Genomic DNA, 15,572 nt, shown 5'->3' on the forward strand with positions numbered 1-15,572 from the left:
TTCGCTGATGGTCATGCCTTCTATCAGGGAGGGCAACCGCCATGCCGGTTCTTATCAGCTACCGCCACAAAGAGCGGCTCGATGCGTTCATCCTCAATGAGCGCCTGCTGCTCGAAGGCATCGCCACCCAAGTGGTGCAGCTTGACAGCGAAGGGCAGACCCGCGATGACCTGCATGGCAGTTTCTGCCAGCAGATGAGCGATGCTACTCATTGGGTCGGGGTGCTGCCTGACGGCACTGCCGAAGATTGGTGGACTGCTTGGCTGCTGGGGGCTGCGGCAATGGCCTGCCGCCGGGTCAGCTTCTATCGCAAAGGGCCAGCGCCGCTACCGGAATGCCTGGGCAGGTGGCCGTGCATGCGTGAGCAGGCGCATATCGACCTGTTCGTACGGGCCTATCATGACGAACGCACGTTCGAGCGGGCCATGTCACTGCCGCCAGAGCGAGGGTCGGGTGCTGACAGGGATAATGCCGATTTCTTTCATGCCGATCTCAAGGCCAAGATCCGCCGGGGGTTTTGACGGCCATGTGATGGCTGGCACCGGCTTCGCCGGTGTTCGCGGGGCAAGCCCGCCCCCACAGAGGCACAGCTATCAATGCGATAACTGTTTCTCTATCGGAGCGGCTGCGCGAGGGCTATTGCTCTTTGGCGTCGTCCATCTTCAGCGTCCCATCCTCGAAGATGTTCAGCTTCTCGCGCAGCTCACGCGGCTGCATCGGTGCCTGCTCGGCCTCTGGCACAGCCGGGGCCGAGGCGCCGGGGGCGGTGTCGGCAGGTGCTGCGGGCTCGGCCGGCGGTGTTTCCGGCGCGGCCTGTTCACCCTCGATGTTGCGCTGGGCCTTCTTGGTCAGCACGATGATGTCGATGCGCCGGTTGACCGGGTTGAACGGGTCCTTGCGGTCGAACAACGACGACGAGGCGTAACCCACCACCCGGGCCACTTGCTCGTCCGGATAGCCGCCAGCGACCAGCGCGCGCCGCGCCGCGTTGGCACGGTTGGCCGACAGTTCCCAGTTGCCGAACTCACCGGTGCCAGCAAACGGCTTGGCATCAGTGTGGCCACTGATGCTGATCTTGTTCGGCACCGCCTTGATGGTGTCGGCCATGGCCAGCAGGATGTCCTCGAAATACGGCTGCAAGCGCGCACTGCCGATGTCGAACATCGGCCGGTTCTCGGCATCCATGATCTGGATGCGCAAGCCGTCCTGAGTGATCTCGAACAGAATCTGGTCCTTGAACTTCTGCAGTTGCGGGTTTTCCTCGACCTTGTTCTGCAGCTCCTGCAGCAACAACTCGAGGCGCTCGCGTTCGACCTGCTCGGCCATGGTCTCGACCTGGTCCTTGCTCAGCTGAACGCTGGATTCAGGCGTCGGCTCGGACTTCACTTCAGGGTTGATAGTCTTCTCCGGTGCCATCTCGGGCGAACCGCCCAGGTCGATGACGTAGGGCGTGCCACTCTCGGAAAAGCCGATCGGGTCCTTGAAATAGCCGGCAATGGCGATCTTCTGCTCAGGCGTGGCTGTGGACAACAGCCAGAGCACCAGGAAAAACGCCATCATCGCCGTGGCGAAGTCGGCAAAGGCGATTTTCCAGGCGCCGCCATGGTGGCCGCCGCCGAAGCGCTTGACGCGCTTGATGATTATCGGCTGATTGTTCTCCATGACTCAGCGACCGCGAACCGCTTGTTCCAGCTCGGCAAAACTTGGGCGATGCTTGGGGTAAAGCACCTTGCGACCGAACTCGACAGCCAGGGACGGTGGCATGCCCGAGGCCGACGCGACCAGCGAGGCCTTGATCGACTCGTACAGGTTGATCTCTTCCTTGGCATCGTGCTCCAGGCACTTGGCCAACGGGCCGAAGAAGCCATAGGCCGCCAGGATACCGAAGAAGGTACCGACCAGTGCCGCACCCACGTGCATGCCGATGGCCGCCTGGTCGCCCTCGCCGAGCGAGGCCATGGTCACCACGATGCCGAGTACCGCCGCAACGATCCCGAAGCCCGGCATGCCGTCGGCAATGCCGTTCACCGCATGGGAGGGGTGTTCGAGCTCTTCCTTCATGCTCAGCAGCTCCATGTCGAACAAGCCTTCGAGCTCGTGCGGGGCCATGTTGCCGGTGGACATGATGCGCAAGTAGTCGCAGACGAACGCGGTCATGCGCTCATCAGCCAGTACGGTGGGGTACTTGGCGAAGATGGGGCTGGCCGCGGCGTCCTCGATATCACTCTCGATGGCCATCATGCCTTCACGACGGCTCTTGTTGAGGATCTCGTACACCAGGCCCAGCACCTCCAGGTAATAGGCGTGGGTGAAGCGCGAGCCGAACATCTTCATCGACTTCTTGATGACGTGCATAGTCATGTGGCCAGGGTTGGCCTGCAAGAATGCACCGAAGGCCGCACCGCCGATGATCAGTACTTCGAACGGCTGGATCAGCGCCGCGATCTTGCCGTGGGAGAGCACGTATCCGCCGAGCACGCTCGCGAATACGACGATGATGCCGATAATTTTAGCCATAGGTTCAAAGCACTTGCTGTCGTGGTCAGGGTGAGAGACGGGAGCTTTAAAACTCTTCTTCTACTTATCGGCAGAACTGCGCCAGACTATAGCCACTCAAAGCGAAAAGCCAGTTCGGACTGATGTCAAAATGCCAATTGAAACCAAGGTGCCCGCTCAGCCGCCACGTACGTTAGAGGCCTGGGTAAAGCTGCTGGAGAGTGTTCGCATACCTGTGCCGAAACAGAGTTACGACCGGGTATTGGCGGCCATAAACGACAGCCGCCGCTCCCTGCGCGATATCGCCGAACTGATGCAGGATAGCCCGGCACTGGTGCTTTCGGTCATGCGTGAGGCCAATCACCCGGCCAACGCCAGCCAGGCCGAGCCCGCCGAGAGCCTGGAAATTGCCCTGAACCGGCTGGGCCTGACGCGTATCGAGCAGTTGCTCAAGCGCCTGCCCTCGCTGCCAGCCGACGAGGTCCCGCCGGTACTGGGCCAGTTCCAGCTGATCAGCCAGCACGCCTCGCAGCAGGCCAGCGGCCTGTTCGCCAGCCGCCTGGCGCGCTTGTGGCAAGAAATCCACTGGGGCAGCCTGCTGTTCCTCGCCCCACTCTGGCCGCTGGCCCTGGCCTACCCGAAGCTGCTCGACACCTGGGAGCTGCGGGTTATCCACAAGGGTGAGAAAGCCGCCGAGGTGGAGCAGGAACTGTTCGGTGTGCGCATCATGGCGCTGTGCCAGACCATGGCTGAGTACTGGCGCCTGCCGCAATGGGTGACCCAGGGCTACCGCATGCTGCTGGATGAACGCGAGCAACTGGCGCAGGTGTTCAACATTGCCCGCGATCAGGACGTGCTGAGCCAGCAACACCGCCTGGATGAGGAGCCCGGCCTGCGCCGCTGGTTCAACCAGCCGGCCAATACCGTGCTGCTGGCCAACGGCCTGGCCCTGGCGGCGCAGGTGGGCTGGGACAACCCGCACCTGCTGCGCTGGCAGTTGCTGACTGCGCTGTACCTGCAGACGTCGCTGGATGACGTGCAGCAGCAGGTTCACCAACAAGCGGCGGCCAGCGCCCGGCGCCATGCCCACCAGGCACTGTTCCACCCGGCCGAAGCGCTGATCTGGCCCTGGCAGCAACGCCGCCCGCACCCAGGCATGCTGGCGCCACCGCCGCCCAGCAGTGAAGAACTGAACCGCTGGCGCACGCTGTGCCAGGACCTGCTGGCGCAACCAAGCCCGTTCACCAATACCGTGCACCTGGCCACCCAGGCCCGCGAGGCCCTGCTGGCCTGCGGCATGCAGCGCATCATGCTGCTGACCCTGGACAAGGCGACCGACTACCTGCGCGTACAGCAGACCGCCGGCCTGCCCAAGGAAGCCGCTGCCATGGCCTTGCAAGTGCCGCAAAGCAAGCTGCTGCAAAAACTGATGAGCAAGGCCGGGCAATTGCGCCTGACCCCGGAAAACCACGGCCAGTTCTCGGCCCTGCTGCCAGCACCGCTGCGCGCCCTCTTCCGGAGCGAGCACCTGCTGCTGCGCTCGCTGGCAGTCAACGACCAGGTCCTGATGCTGGCGGTGGCCGACCAAGGCGGCAACCCTCTGGCCGATATCAGCGTGCAAGCCTTTGGTAAAACCGCGCAATGCATCGAGCGCGCGCTGTCCGTGTTTGCCAACCGCAAGGGCTGAGCCTTGCGCTACAATCGCCCCTCTTTCCACACTGGAGACCGTGGATGACTGACTTTTCCGGCCTGCCCCTGGTGATCGAAGCCGCGGATCTCTTGCCGCGCCTGGGTTCGCCGCACTTGATCCTGGTCGACTTGAGCAGCGCGAACCGTTATGTCAGCGGGCACATCCCCGGCGCCCGCTTCGTCGAAGGCAAGCGCACTCAGCTGGGCCTGCCACCAGCGCCGGGCCTGCTGCCGGCACTGGCCGACCTGGAAAAACTGTTCAGCGAGCTCGGTCATCGCGACGATGCCGTCTACGTGGTCTATGACGATGAAGGCGGCGGCTGGGCCGGGCGCTTCATCTGGTTGCTCGACGTGATCGGCCACAAGGCCTACCACTACCTCAATGGCGGCATTCAGGCCTGGCCGGCGGACACGCTCTCCACCGACGTGCCGGCCAGCGGCAATGCCACCGTGCGCCTGCAGGTGCACAGTGAGCCAACGGCCACCCGCGAGTACCTGCAAAGCCGCCTGGGCGCCGATGACCTGGTCATCTGGGACGCCCGCGGCCCGCTGGAGTACAGCGGCGAGAAGGTGCTGGCGGCCAAAGGCGGCCACATCCCCGGCGCGGTCAACTTCGAGTGGACGGCCGGCATGGACCTCAACGACCACCTGCGCATCCGCCACGACATCGCCGAAGTCCTGCAAAAGCTGGGCATCACGCCCGACAAGGAAGTGATCACCCATTGTCAGAGCCACCGCCGCTCCGGTTTCACCTACCTGGTGGCCAAAGCCCTCGGTTACCCACGCGTCAAGGCTTACGCTGGCTCGTGGAGCGAATGGGGCAACCACCCGGACACGCCTGTTGAAGTTTAAGGAACCTGCATGAAATCCCGTTTGTTCATCATCAGCCAGTACCTGCTGCCGCACCACCTGCTGTCGCGGCTGGCCGGCTGCATTGCCGAGTGCCGTGCACGCTGGTTCAAAAACGCCTTCACCGCCTGGTTTGCCAAGCGCTACCAGGTGAACATGTCCGAGGCCCTGGTCGAGGACTTGAGCGCTTACGAACACTTCAACGCGTTCTTCACCCGTGCCTTGAAGCCCGGCGCCCGTCCGCTCGACGAAACCCCCGGCGCCATCCTGTGCCCAGCCGACGGTGCTGTCAGCCAGCTTGGCCCGATCGAGCACGGCCGCATCTTCCAGGCCAAGGGCCACGGCTACAGCGCCCTGGAGCTGCTGGGTGGCGACCCGGCCCTGGCCGCGCCGTTCATGGGCGGCGAATTCGCCACCATTTACCTGTCGCCGAAGGATTACCACCGCGTGCACATGCCGCTGGCCGGCACCCTGCGCGAGATGGTGTACGTACCGGGCCGCCTGTTCTCGGTGAACCAGACCACGGCCGAAAACGTGCCTGAGCTGTTTGCCCGTAACGAGCGCGTCGTCTGCCTGTTCGACACCGAACGCGGCCCGATGGCCGTGGTGCTGGTAGGTGCGATGATCGTTGCTTCGATCGAGACGGTCTGGGCCGGCTTGGTAACGCCGCCCAAGCGTGAGTTGAAGACCTTCCGTTACGACGAAGCCAGCCGTGCGCCGATCCACCTGGAAAAAGGCGCCGAGCTGGGCCGCTTCAAACTGGGCTCGACCGCCATCGTGCTGTTCGGGCCAGAGCAGGTGAAGTGGGCTGAAAGCCTGGGTGCGGGGTCGGCAGTGCGCATGGGCCAGCAGTTGGCAGCGCCTGCGCAGGCTTGATCGCCTTGTAGAAGCTGGGGCTGCTGGGCAGCCCCGGTCGTTCAGATCAACCGCGCGCGTCGCGGTCGCGCAGGCCCAACAGGTACAGCACCCCATCCAGCCCCAGGGTGGAAATCGCCTGCTTGGCCGATTGACGCACCAGCGGCTTGGCGCGGAAGGCCACGCCCAGGCCGGCCAGCGACAACATTGGCAGGTCGTTGGCGCCATCCCCCACGGCGATGGTCTGGTCCAGTTGCAAGCCCTCTTCACTGGCCAGTTGCTGCAGCAGTTCAGCCTTGCGCTGAGCATCGACAATCGGCTCCACGGCAACGCCGGTCACCTTGCCGTCGACCACTTCCAGCTCATTGGCGAACACATAGTCGATACCCAGGCGCGCCTGCACCTGCTTGGCGAAGTACGTGAAGCCACCGGACAGGATCGCAGTCTTGTAACCCAGGCGCTTGAGCTCGGCGAACAGGTTCTCGGCACCTTCGGTCAGGCGCAGCGACGCACCGATCTCATCCAGCACCCCTACATCCAGGCCTTTGAGCAACGCCATGCGCTCCTTGAAGCTGGCGCGGAAGTCCAGCTCGCCACGCATCGCCCGCTCGGTGATCGCTGCCACCTGCTCGCCCACGCCAGCGGCCTTGGCCAGCTCGTCGATGACTTCGGCCTCGATCAGGGTCGAGTCCATGTCGAATACCGCCAGGCGGCGGTTGCGTCGGAACAAGTCGTCCTTCTGGAAAGCGATGTCGACACTCAAGGCTTCTGCCAGGGCGAAGAAGTCTGCGCGCAACGCCTGAGCATCGCTCGGCACGCCGCGCACGGAGATCTCGATGGCCGCCTTGCCCTTCTCGGTCTCGGCATCCAGCCCCACGCGGGCAGACAAGCGTTCGATGCGCTCGATGGTCAGGCCGTACTGGCTGATGACCGCACTGACGCGCTGCAACTGCTCAGGGGTGATCTTGCGGCTGAGCAGGGTGACGATATGACGCGCCTCTCCGTGGCCATCGGCCCAATGCTGGTAATCCGCCTCGGAAATCGGCGTGTAACGGGCCTGCAGATTCAGTTCGTGGGCCTTGGCCTGCACGCTTTGCAGCAGGCGAGTGGCCACTTCGTTGTCCGGGATATCGACCAGAATGCCGAACGACAACGTGCCGTGCATGACCGCCAGGCCGATGTCGAGAATGCTCACACCGCCCTGCAGCAGGACGCCAGTGATGGCCGCAGTGAGACCTGGACGGTCTTCACCTGTGATGTTGATCAGGACGATTTCGCGCAAGACCGGACTCCGACTTCGATGAAAAATGCGCATTCTACCGATTTTCAGTGACCATCGGGCGCGAACGATGCTTTGCCGACAAAACCGGTGTCGCTATACTGCCCAACACTTTTATGCCATTAAGAGCCGAGCGCTGTGAACCGGCCCACCCCCGTCAAGCCAGACAACTTCTTCCTGATGATCTATCGTGCCCTGAGTCAACGTCGCGTCCCTCTGGCGCTACGCATCGCCTGCACCAACATATTCCTGGTGGCACTGGCACTGGTCATCTATGCCTGTGTGATGGGCCTGCAGTTCAAGCAGGCCATGCACGAGCAGGCCGACGCGCTCGGCCAGAGCCTGACCACGCAGACGGCCACGTCGGCCACCGAGCTGTTGGTGTCCAACGACATCCTCAGCCTCAACGTGCTGCTGGGCAACCTGGTGAAAAACCCGCTGGTGGCCCATGCGGCCATCTACAGCGTGGACAACCGCATCCTCGCCGAGGCTGGCCAGCGTCCGCGCAATAGCCTGCTGGGTGAAGCCGAAGGCCTGTACCAGACCAAGATCACCTTCCAGGACGTCACGGCCGGGCAACTGCGCATCAGCCTGGACATGAGCCAGTTCCAGCAGCCGATGCTGATCAGCCTGCAGAGCATGGGCATCCTCGCCGCCATCCTGCTGGCCCTGGCGCTGAGCCTGAGCCTGCGCCAGGCACGCCATATCACCACACCGCTGCTGCAGTTGCGGGTGTGGCTGCGCGACCCGCAGCCCTATACGCCGGCCACCGACCGCCAGGACGAGATCGGCGATATTGCCCGCCAGTTGCACACTCGCCTGGCCCCGCCGCCGCCACCTGAGCCAGAGCCGGAAGAAGAGGACGACGAAGACGACTTCGACGACCTGCACGATCACGCGCCGGCCCCTAAGATTGCCCCGCGCGCCAAGGTTGTCGCCCAGGCTGACGAAGAGGACGACGATGCCTTTGCCGGGCTGCTGGACAACGACGAAAGCGCGCCCAAGCCGGTGCCATACGATTCGGACGAGCCGCAGAACAGCGCCGTACTGGCCGTTCAGCTCGGCTCCCAGGAGCAACTGCGCCGCCTGCCGCGCACGCGCCTGACCGAATTGCTCGAGCGCTACCGCGACTGCCTGGAACAGGCCGCTTCGCTGTATGAGGGTGAAACCCACACGCTCAACGACGGCAGCACCCTGGTGCTGTTCCACAGCCGCGACTGTGGCGAGGACTACCTGACCAACGCGATCTGCTGTGGCGAGTTACTGCGTGCGCTGGGCCATGCCTTGCAGATCGAAGTGGCCGACAGCGGCATTACCCTGCAACTGCAGCTGGGCCTGGCGCTGGGTAATGACCTGCAAGGGTTGGAGCTGGTTGACCTGCTGATGGCCGAAAAAGCCCAGGATGCCCTGGCGCTGTCGCAGCACAGCCGTAACCTGCTGCTGGTAGAGCGCCAGATCAGTGATGACGCGCTGATCCGTCAACGCGCGCGGATCCGCCCGATTGCCAGCCCGGAAGGCGCTTGCTGTGTAGAGCGGTTGATGGAGCCGTATCCGTCGATGCTGGAGCGGCAATTGGCGCGGATGCACGAGCGCCGGGCCTGACACAAAGGCCGCCTTGCCGGGGCGCCGGACCGGTCGGAAAGGCCCGCGCAGCTGCCCTTGTAGGAGCGGCCTTGCGTCGCGAAAGGGGCGCGCAGCGGCCCCAGCAATAGTTGCGTCGACGCTGAAATCGGGGGCCGCTGCGCAGCCCTTTCGCGACGCAAGGCCGCTCCTACAAAGGCCCGCGCAGCAGATACAAAAAAGCCCGCATCGATGCGGGCTTTTTTGTATCAGGCGGAACCATCAGAACCGATAGACTTCCATATCGGTACGAATCGGCGAAGCCATCGGGATCTTGGACTTCTCGGGTGCCTTCTTGACCTGTACCGGCGCAGCGGGCTTCTTCGGCGCCTCTTCGGCAATGGCTGGCTGATTGGCCAGCGGCTTGACCGCCGTGCTCAGCTGTTCAGCCAGCTTTTGCAGCAGTTGCCCTTGAGCCTGCACCTGCGACGCTTCGCTGCCCTCATGCTGCTGCTCAAGGTGAACGATGCGGTTGTCACGCACATGGCCACGACGGTCGAGCAGGCGCCATTGGGCGTCCAGGATCGCCGGCTGATCCTTGCCCGAGTCGAGGCGGGTAATCGACAGCAACACTTGCACGTCCGGGCTGAAGCCGGTGGTCGCCGGGGCCAGCACCACGCGCTGACTGTCCAGGCGCCAGGCCAGCTGGCGAACCAGCAACTGGTCAATGTCCGACGAGAGGCTGCCGGCCCAACGACCGTCGGTCGCCGAACTCAGGCTGCCATCGGCCTGACGCTGCAGGAACGTCTCGCGTTGCAGGTAATCGGCAACCGATACCGGGCCCAGCACCACGGCCATGCCCGCGCTTTGCGACGGCTGGCCAGGATCACCGCTGTCGAGCTGGTACAAGGCCACAGGCTGATGCATGCTGCATCCGCCCAGCCCCAGCAGGCCCGTCATCAACAGCGCAAATGGAAGGCGCAGAAGTTTCATCATCCCATCCAGGCGGTCGCCACAGGCAGACCGCAGTGATACTCATGTAGATTCAATCGGGCACACGGCCACGCCGGCACCGCAAGGGCCATATCATCCGCGAAATAGCTGTCCGACTCCAGCATTTCTGCCCGGAACGGCCTTGAAATTGCCGTTCCAGACATTTCAGCAGCTTACGCCGGGCCTTCCACCTGCAACCCATCGACGCGCTGGAAGCCGCGTGGCAGCTTGCTGCCGCGCCGGCCCCGTTCGCCCTTGTAGTGCTCCAGATCGTCCGCTTTCAGCGATAGCGTACGCTTGCCGGCTTGCAATACAAGGGTTGCGCCTTCAGGGATTACCGCAAGGTCGGTGACAAATTCTTCACGACTGGCCACCCGATCACCGGGCACGCCGATGATCTTGTTGCCCTTGCCTTTGCCCAACTGTGGCAAGTCGCTGACCTTGAACACCAGCAGCCGGCCCTCGGTGGTGACCGCCGCCAGCCAGTCCTGCTCGCGGTTGGCCACCGGGCGCGGGGTCATGACCTTGGCGCCGTTGGGCAGGCTGAGCAGGCCTTTGCCGGCCTTGTTCTTGGCCTGCAGGTCTTCGCCCTTGACCACGAAGCCGTAACCGGCATCCGACGCCACCACATACAGCGCATCGTCCTCAGGTAGCAGCACGCACTCGAAGGTCGCCCCAGGTGGCGGCGCCAGGCGGCCCGTCAGCGGCTCGCCCTGCCCCCGCGCAGACGGCAAGGTATGCGCGGCCACCGAGTAACTGCGGCCGGTGGAGTCGATCAATACGGCAAACTGGTTGGAGCGCCCGGCGGCTGCGGCCTTGAAGCCATCGCCAGCTTTGTACGAAAGGCCGGTGGCGTCGATGTCGTGGCCCTTGGCGCAGCGCACCCAGCCCTTTTCCGATAGCACAACGGTGACCGGCTCGGTCGGCATCAGCTCGTTTTCCGACAGCGCCTTGGCTTCTGCACGCTCGACGATCGGCGAGCGGCGGTCGTCGCCGTAGGTTTCGGCGTCCTTGATCAGCTCGCTGCGCACCAGCTTGCGCAGCTTGGCGTCGCTGCCGAGCAGGGCCTGCAGCTTGGCCTGCTCCTTGAGCAGCTCGTCCTGCTCGCCGCGAATTTTCATCTCTTCAAGGCGCGCCAGCTGTCGCAGGCGGGTCTCGAGGATGTAGTCAGCCTGGATTTCGGTCAGCTCGAAACGCTCGATCAGCGCCTGCTTGGGATGCTCCTCGGTGCGGATGATATGAATCACTTCATCCAGGTTGAGGAAGGCAGTCAGCAAGCCTTCGAGCAGGTGCAGGCGCCTCTGCACCTTGTCCAGGCGGTGCTGCAGGCGGCGCCGGACGGTGTTGGTACGAAACTCCAGCCACTCCAGCAACAGCGCTCGCAGGTTCTTCAACTGCGGCCGGCCGTCCAGGCCGATGATGTTGACGTTGACCCGGTAGCTGCTTTCCAGGTCGGTGGTGGCGAACAGGTGCTGCATCAGCTCGTCGGCATCCACCCGGTTGGAGCGCGGGATGATGACGATACGGCACGGGTTCTCGTGGTCCGACTCGTCACGCAGGTCGGCCACCATCGGCAGCTTCTTGGCCTGCATCTGTGCGGCGATCTGCTCCAGCACCTTGGCCCCGGAGACCTGATGCGGCAGTGCGGTGACCACCACGTCGCCATCTTCGACGCGATAAACGGCACGCATGCGGATCGAGCCGCGGCCGCTTTCGTAGATCTTCATGATCTCGGCGCGGGGCGTGATGATTTCGGCTTCGGTCGGGTAGTCCGGGCCCTGGATATGCTCGCACAACTGCTCGATGGTAGCCTTGGGCTCGTCCAGCAGGCGCACGCAGGCACTGGCCACTTCACGCAGGTTGTGCGGCGGCACGTCGGTGGCCATGCCCACGGCGATGCCGGTGGTGCCGTTGAGCAGGATGTTGGGCAGGCGCGCCGGCAGTACTGCGGGCTCCTGCAGGGTGCCGTCGAAGTTCGGCACCCAGTCCACGGTGCCCTGGCCCACTTCGTTGAGCAACACTTCGGCGTAGCGCGACAGGCGCGCCTCGGTGTAACGCATGGCAGCGAACGACTTCGGATCGTCCGGTGCACCCCAGTTGCCCTGGCCATCGACCAGGGTGTAGCGGTAGCTGAACGGCTGCGCCATCAACACCATGGCTTCGTAGCAGGCCGAGTCGCCGTGGGGGTGGAACTTGCCGAGCACGTCACCGACGGTACGCGCCGACTTCTTGTGCTTGGCATCGGCATCGAGCCCCAACTCGCTCATGGCGTAGATGATGCGTCGCTGCACCGGCTTCAGGCCGTCGCCGATGTGCGGCAGGGCCCGGTCCATGATCACGTACATGGAGTAGTTGAGGTAGGCCTGTTCGGTGAAGTCAGCCAGCGAGCGGCGTTCGACGCCGTCGAGGCTGAGTTCCAGTGGGTCGCTCATGCGGGCCTCGTCATTTCAGGTTCTGGCGCAACAGCATGGTGCCGCCGCGCTGGGTAAATTCAAGTTGTTTCAGGGCGCTCATGCCCAGCAGCACGGTCTGGCCGTCCAGGCCTGGCACCACGGTTGCGCGCACGCCCTGCAAGCGGATATCGCCCAATTGCAGGGTGGTCAAGCGGGTGCGGTAGCCTTCGGTGCGGCCATTTGCGGTGCTGAGCAGCACCGGGCTGCCTCGCGCCAGGTCCAGCTCGCTGGCCAGGGCCTCGGGGATCGCCACGTCGGTGGCCCCGGTGTCGAGCATGAAATGCACCGCCTGGCCATTGATCGCGCCATCCACCACGAAGTGCCCTTGGCCATTGCTCAGCAGGCGCACCTCGATAAAGCCTTCGCCGTGCTCGGAGCGCACCTGGGTATTGGGATTACGCTGGCTATCTTCCCATTGACCGAAAAAGCGCGTGGCAAGGAACAGCGCCGCCGCCCAGGCGACGATCATCAATAGCTTGCCGGCACGCTTGCCCGGTGCCTGGCTCATGGTTTGGCGCTCCAACCGCCCTCTGGCGCTTCGAAGCGCCAGACAATCGGCCGCACCTCGCCATCGGCGCGGCGGCCATTGTTGTTGTCCAGGCCAATCCAGGCGCCTTTGGCGTCGATCACCAGGGCTTCTGCCAGGCCGAACGGCTGATCATAGCGGCGAGCATCCACCAGCGCATCGGCGGCAAACGACCAGCAACGCTCGACCTTGCCGCTGTCGGCGTCGCGGCGACAGATGCGGTAGGCGTTACGCTCAAGGGTAAACAGCTTGCCCTCGAACCAGGCCAGGTCGGCGAAGTCACGCGACAGCGCGCGCGCGTTGGGCATCTGCGGCGGTTGCATCTCGACCCCGGCCTCGCTCAGCAGCACGCAGCTGCGCCCGCACGTCCACACCGATTGCTGGCGCTCGATCGCCACCAGCCCCCGGCGCTCGCGCTCGGCGGCAAGCCAGATGCGGTCGCCCGCCGGGTTGATCGCCAAGCCTTCGAACAAGGCATTGAAGTTCAGCAGCATGCCGCTGGCCCGGGCCTGTCGTACCATGGCCGGGTCGATCTTCAACCAGTCCGGCTCGCCTTCGACGGGGACCTGCAAGACAGCAGCGTGGGCCTCACTGACCAGGTAAAGGTTACCGGCCTGGTCACAGGTGATGCCTTCGAAGTCCAGTTCACCACCGCGGACATAGGACGCCGCCCAGTTGCGCGACTTCAGCCCCCACGGCAAACCGCTCTCCGGTACCGGCGGCGGGGTGAAGGTCAGCGGCTGGGCACGCCACACGGCATTTTGTTGATCGAAGCGGTAAACGCGGTCGTCGTCACGGTCGGAAACGCCCCATAGCGCACCTCGGCACTGGGCCAGGCCAGACAGATTGCCGCCGCGCATACCCTCGATCGGGTGCTCGGCGGCCATCTTCAACTGCGGCCAGTTGCCCGCCAAACTCGGCAAGGCGAACAGTGCAAGGCAAGCGGCAAGTAGCAGCCGAATCAAACCATGACCTCGGCCAGGTTGCCTTTGGTTTCCAGCCAGCTCTTGCGATCACCGGCACGCTTCTTGGCCAGCAGCTTGTCCATCAGCTCGCAGGTGGCCTCGACGTCTTCCAGGGTCAGCTGCACCAGGCGCCGGGTATTCGGGTCCATGGTGGTTTCGCGCAGCTGTGGCGGGTTCATCTCGCCCAGCCCTTTGAAGCGCGTGACTTGCGGCTTGCCGCGCTTCTTCTCGGCCACCAGGCGGTCGAGGATGCCATCACGCTCGGCTTCGTCGAGGGCGTAGTAGATTTCCTTGCCCAGGTCGATGCGGTAGAGCGGCGGCATGGCCACGTAGACATGACCGGCCTCCACCAGGGGGCGGAAGTGCTGAACGAACAGCGCGCACAGCAAGGTGGCGATGTGCAAGCCGTCGGAGTCGGCGTCGGCGAGGATGCAGATCTTGCCATAGCGCAGTTGCGACAGGTCGGCGGCGCCGGGGTCGACGCCGATGGCCACGGCAATGTTGTGCACCTCCTGGCTGGCCAGGACTTCACCGCCGTCCACTTCCCAGGTGTTGAGGATCTTGCCGCGCAGCGGCAGTATCGCCTGGAACTCTTTGTCTCGCGCCTGCTTGGCCGAGCCACCGGCCGAGTCACCCTCGACCAGGAACAGCTCGGCGCGCATCGGGTCCTGGCCTGCGCAATCCGCCAGCTTGCCTGGCAGCGCCGGGCCCTGGGTGATGCGTTTGCGTTCGACCTTCTTGCTGGCCTTGAGGCGACGGCCGGCGTTGCTGATGGCCAGTTCCGCCAACTGCATGCCCAGCTCGGGGTGGGCGTTGAGCCACAGGCTGAAGGCGTCCTTGACCACACCGGAAACAAACGCGGCCGCCTCACGGGACGACAGGCGCTCTTTGGTCTGCCCGGAGAACTGCGGCTCCTGCATCTTCATCGAAAGCACGAAGGTGATGCGCTCCCAGACGTCTTCCGGCGCCAGCTTGACGCCGCGCGGCAGCAGGTTGCGGAATTCGCAGAACTCGCGCATGGCGTCCAGCAGGCCCTGGCGCAGGCCGTTGACGTGGGTGCCGCCCTGGGCGGTGGGGATCAGGTTGACGTAGCTTTCCTGAACGCTGTCACCGCCCTCGGGCAGCCACAGCAAGGCCCAGTCCACGGCTTCCTTGTTGCCAGCCAGGCTGCCGCAGAACGGCTCGTCCGGCAGGCGCAGGTACTCGCTGACCGAGTCGACCAGGTAGGAACGCAGGCCGTCCTCGTAGTGCCACTCGACCTTCTCGCCGCTGCCCTTGTCCTCGAAGCTGACCAGCAGGCCCGGGCACAGAACGGCCTTGGCCTTGAGCACATGCTTGAGGCGGCTGATGGAGAATTTAGGCGAATCGAAATACTTCGGGTCGGGGCTGAAGTACACGCTGGTGCCGGTATTGCGCTTGCCGACCGAGCCGACCACTTCCAGTTCACTGGCCTTGAAACCATCGGCGAAGGTCATCTGGTACTCGTTGCCGTCACGCTTGACGCGCACGCGCACCTGGGTCGACAGGGCGTTGACCACCGAAATACCGACGCCGTGCAGGCCGCCGGAGAACTGGTAGTTCTTGTTGGAGAACTTGCCGCCCGCGTGCAGCTTGGTAAGGATCAGCTCGACCCCGGACACGCCTTCTTCCGGGTGAATGTCCACCGGCATGCCGCGGCCGTCGTCGCTGACTTCCAGCGAGTGGTCGGCGTGGAGGATGACCTGCACCGAACGGGCGTGACCGGCCAGGGCTTCGTCGACGCTGTTGTCGATGACCTCCTGGGCCAAGTGGTTCGGTCGGCTGGTATCGGTGTACATGCCCGGTCGCTTGCGGACCGGATCAAGGCCCGAGAGGACTTCGATGGCGTCTGCGTTATAGGCGCTAGCGCTGGGATTGGCCATGGGGTC

General features: G+C 64.2%; 13 protein-coding genes. 5 read left to right on the top strand and 8 right to left on the bottom strand.

The window, feature by feature from the left end; genetic code table 11:
- Window positions 1-41 precede the first annotated feature (41 nt).
- On the top strand, window positions 42-521 hold the full coding sequence (locus LOY26_RS24260; protein ID WP_258714190.1) for a molecular chaperone Tir: 480 nt from the start codon (window positions 42-44) through the stop codon (window positions 519-521).
- A 115-nt stretch (window positions 522-636) separates the two neighbouring features.
- Here LOY26_RS24260 and motB read toward each other — a convergent pair whose 3' ends face one another.
- A complete protein-coding gene (motB, locus tag LOY26_RS24265; RefSeq protein WP_186663515.1) occupies window positions 637-1,662 on the bottom strand; it encodes a flagellar motor protein MotB in 1,026 nt (341 codons plus the stop codon).
- A 3-nt stretch (window positions 1,663-1,665) separates the two neighbouring features.
- Window positions 1,666-2,517, bottom strand: coding sequence for a flagellar motor stator protein MotA (gene motA, locus LOY26_RS24270; RefSeq protein ID WP_033701822.1), 852 nt, complete (start codon window positions 2,515-2,517; stop codon window positions 1,666-1,668).
- A 130-nt stretch (window positions 2,518-2,647) separates the two neighbouring features.
- Here motA and LOY26_RS24275 point away from each other — a divergent pair, with 130 nt between their 5' ends.
- From LOY26_RS24275 to asd, 3 genes are read left to right on the top strand one after another with little or no spacing between them, the layout of a single operon-like run.
- Entirely contained in the window at window positions 2,648-4,183 is a 1,536-nt protein-coding gene (locus tag LOY26_RS24275) for an HDOD domain-containing protein (protein ID WP_186652761.1), read from the top strand.
- A 44-nt stretch (window positions 4,184-4,227) separates the two neighbouring features.
- On the top strand, window positions 4,228-5,037 hold the full coding sequence (locus tag LOY26_RS24280) for a rhodanese-like domain-containing protein (RefSeq protein ID WP_186652763.1): 810 nt from the start codon (window positions 4,228-4,230) through the stop codon (window positions 5,035-5,037).
- A 9-nt stretch (window positions 5,038-5,046) separates the two neighbouring features.
- Window positions 5,047-5,910 carry an archaetidylserine decarboxylase gene (asd, locus tag LOY26_RS24285; RefSeq protein WP_033701827.1) on the top strand — a complete coding sequence of 288 codons (864 nt, stop codon included), beginning with the start codon at window positions 5,047-5,049 and terminating at the stop codon, window positions 5,908-5,910.
- Window positions 5,911-5,956: 46 nt separating this feature from the next.
- Here asd and serB read toward each other — a convergent pair whose 3' ends face one another.
- Complete coding sequence (gene serB / locus LOY26_RS24290; RefSeq protein ID WP_033701828.1) at window positions 5,957-7,171, bottom strand: phosphoserine phosphatase SerB; 1,215 nt, start codon at window positions 7,169-7,171, stop codon at window positions 5,957-5,959.
- Window positions 7,172-7,306: 135 nt separating this feature from the next.
- On the opposite strand from serB, the gene LOY26_RS24295 reads away from it, so the two are divergent.
- A complete protein-coding gene (locus tag LOY26_RS24295) occupies window positions 7,307-8,770 on the top strand; it encodes an AhpA/YtjB family protein (RefSeq protein WP_186652767.1) in 1,464 nt (487 codons plus the stop codon).
- A 240-nt stretch (window positions 8,771-9,010) separates the two neighbouring features.
- Here the strand turns inward: LOY26_RS24295 and LOY26_RS24300 are convergent, their stop codons facing one another.
- The 5 genes from LOY26_RS24300 to parE form a co-directional block, all read right to left on the bottom strand.
- Entirely contained in the window at window positions 9,011-9,721 is a 711-nt protein-coding gene (locus LOY26_RS24300; protein ID WP_033701830.1) for a membrane integrity-associated transporter subunit PqiC, read from the bottom strand.
- A gap of 173 nt (window positions 9,722-9,894) precedes the next feature.
- Window positions 9,895-12,153 carry a DNA topoisomerase IV subunit A gene (gene parC / locus LOY26_RS24305; RefSeq protein ID WP_258714191.1) on the bottom strand — a complete coding sequence of 753 codons (2,259 nt, stop codon included), beginning with the start codon at window positions 12,151-12,153 and terminating at the stop codon, window positions 9,895-9,897.
- Window positions 12,154-12,163: 10 nt separating this feature from the next.
- On the bottom strand, window positions 12,164-12,682 hold the full coding sequence (locus LOY26_RS24310) for a TIGR02281 family clan AA aspartic protease (RefSeq protein ID WP_186652769.1): 519 nt from the start codon (window positions 12,680-12,682) through the stop codon (window positions 12,164-12,166).
- Window positions 12,679-13,665 (bottom strand): esterase-like activity of phytase family protein, encoded by a 987-nt coding sequence (locus LOY26_RS24315; RefSeq protein WP_186652772.1) that lies wholly within the window; start codon window positions 13,663-13,665, stop codon window positions 12,679-12,681. The genes LOY26_RS24310 and LOY26_RS24315 overlap by 4 nt, the downstream gene beginning before the upstream one ends.
- A complete protein-coding gene (gene parE / locus LOY26_RS24320) occupies window positions 13,662-15,566 on the bottom strand; it encodes a DNA topoisomerase IV subunit B (RefSeq protein ID WP_033701834.1) in 1,905 nt (634 codons plus the stop codon). Before parE ends, LOY26_RS24315 begins: the two co-directional genes overlap by 4 nt.
- Window positions 15,567-15,572 lie beyond the last annotated feature (6 nt).

Origin of the sequence: Pseudomonas sp. B21-047 (assembly GCF_024748775.1) — a bacterium.
GTDB lineage: Bacteria > Pseudomonadota > Gammaproteobacteria > Pseudomonadales > Pseudomonadaceae > Aquipseudomonas > Aquipseudomonas capeferrum.

What these genes read in the sequence shown, in the direction of transcription:
- asd (WP_033701827.1), top strand. Translation starts at nt 5,047, where the DNA reads ATGAAATCCCGTTTGTTCATCATCAGCCAGTACCTGCTGCCGCACCAC.
- LOY26_RS24260 (WP_258714190.1), top strand. Translation starts at nt 42, where the DNA reads ATGCCGGTTCTTATCAGCTACCGCCACAAAGAGCGGCTCGATGCGTTC.
- LOY26_RS24275 (WP_186652761.1), top strand. Translation starts at nt 2,648, where the DNA reads ATGCCAATTGAAACCAAGGTGCCCGCTCAGCCGCCACGTACGTTAGAG.
- LOY26_RS24280 (WP_186652763.1), top strand. Translation starts at nt 4,228, where the DNA reads ATGACTGACTTTTCCGGCCTGCCCCTGGTGATCGAAGCCGCGGATCTC.
- parC (WP_258714191.1), bottom strand. Translation starts at nt 12,153, where the DNA reads ATGAGCGACCCACTGGAACTCAGCCTCGACGGCGTCGAACGCCGCTCG.
- LOY26_RS24300 (WP_033701830.1), bottom strand. Translation starts at nt 9,721, where the DNA reads ATGAAACTTCTGCGCCTTCCATTTGCGCTGTTGATGACGGGCCTGCTG.
- motA (WP_033701822.1), bottom strand. Translation starts at nt 2,517, where the DNA reads ATGGCTAAAATTATCGGCATCATCGTCGTATTCGCGAGCGTGCTCGGC.
- LOY26_RS24310 (WP_186652769.1), bottom strand. Translation starts at nt 12,682, where the DNA reads ATGAGCCAGGCACCGGGCAAGCGTGCCGGCAAGCTATTGATGATCGTC.
- parE (WP_033701834.1), bottom strand. Translation starts at nt 15,566, where the DNA reads ATGGCCAATCCCAGCGCTAGCGCCTATAACGCAGACGCCATCGAAGTC.
- motB (WP_186663515.1), bottom strand. Translation starts at nt 1,662, where the DNA reads ATGGAGAACAATCAGCCGATAATCATCAAGCGCGTCAAGCGCTTCGGC.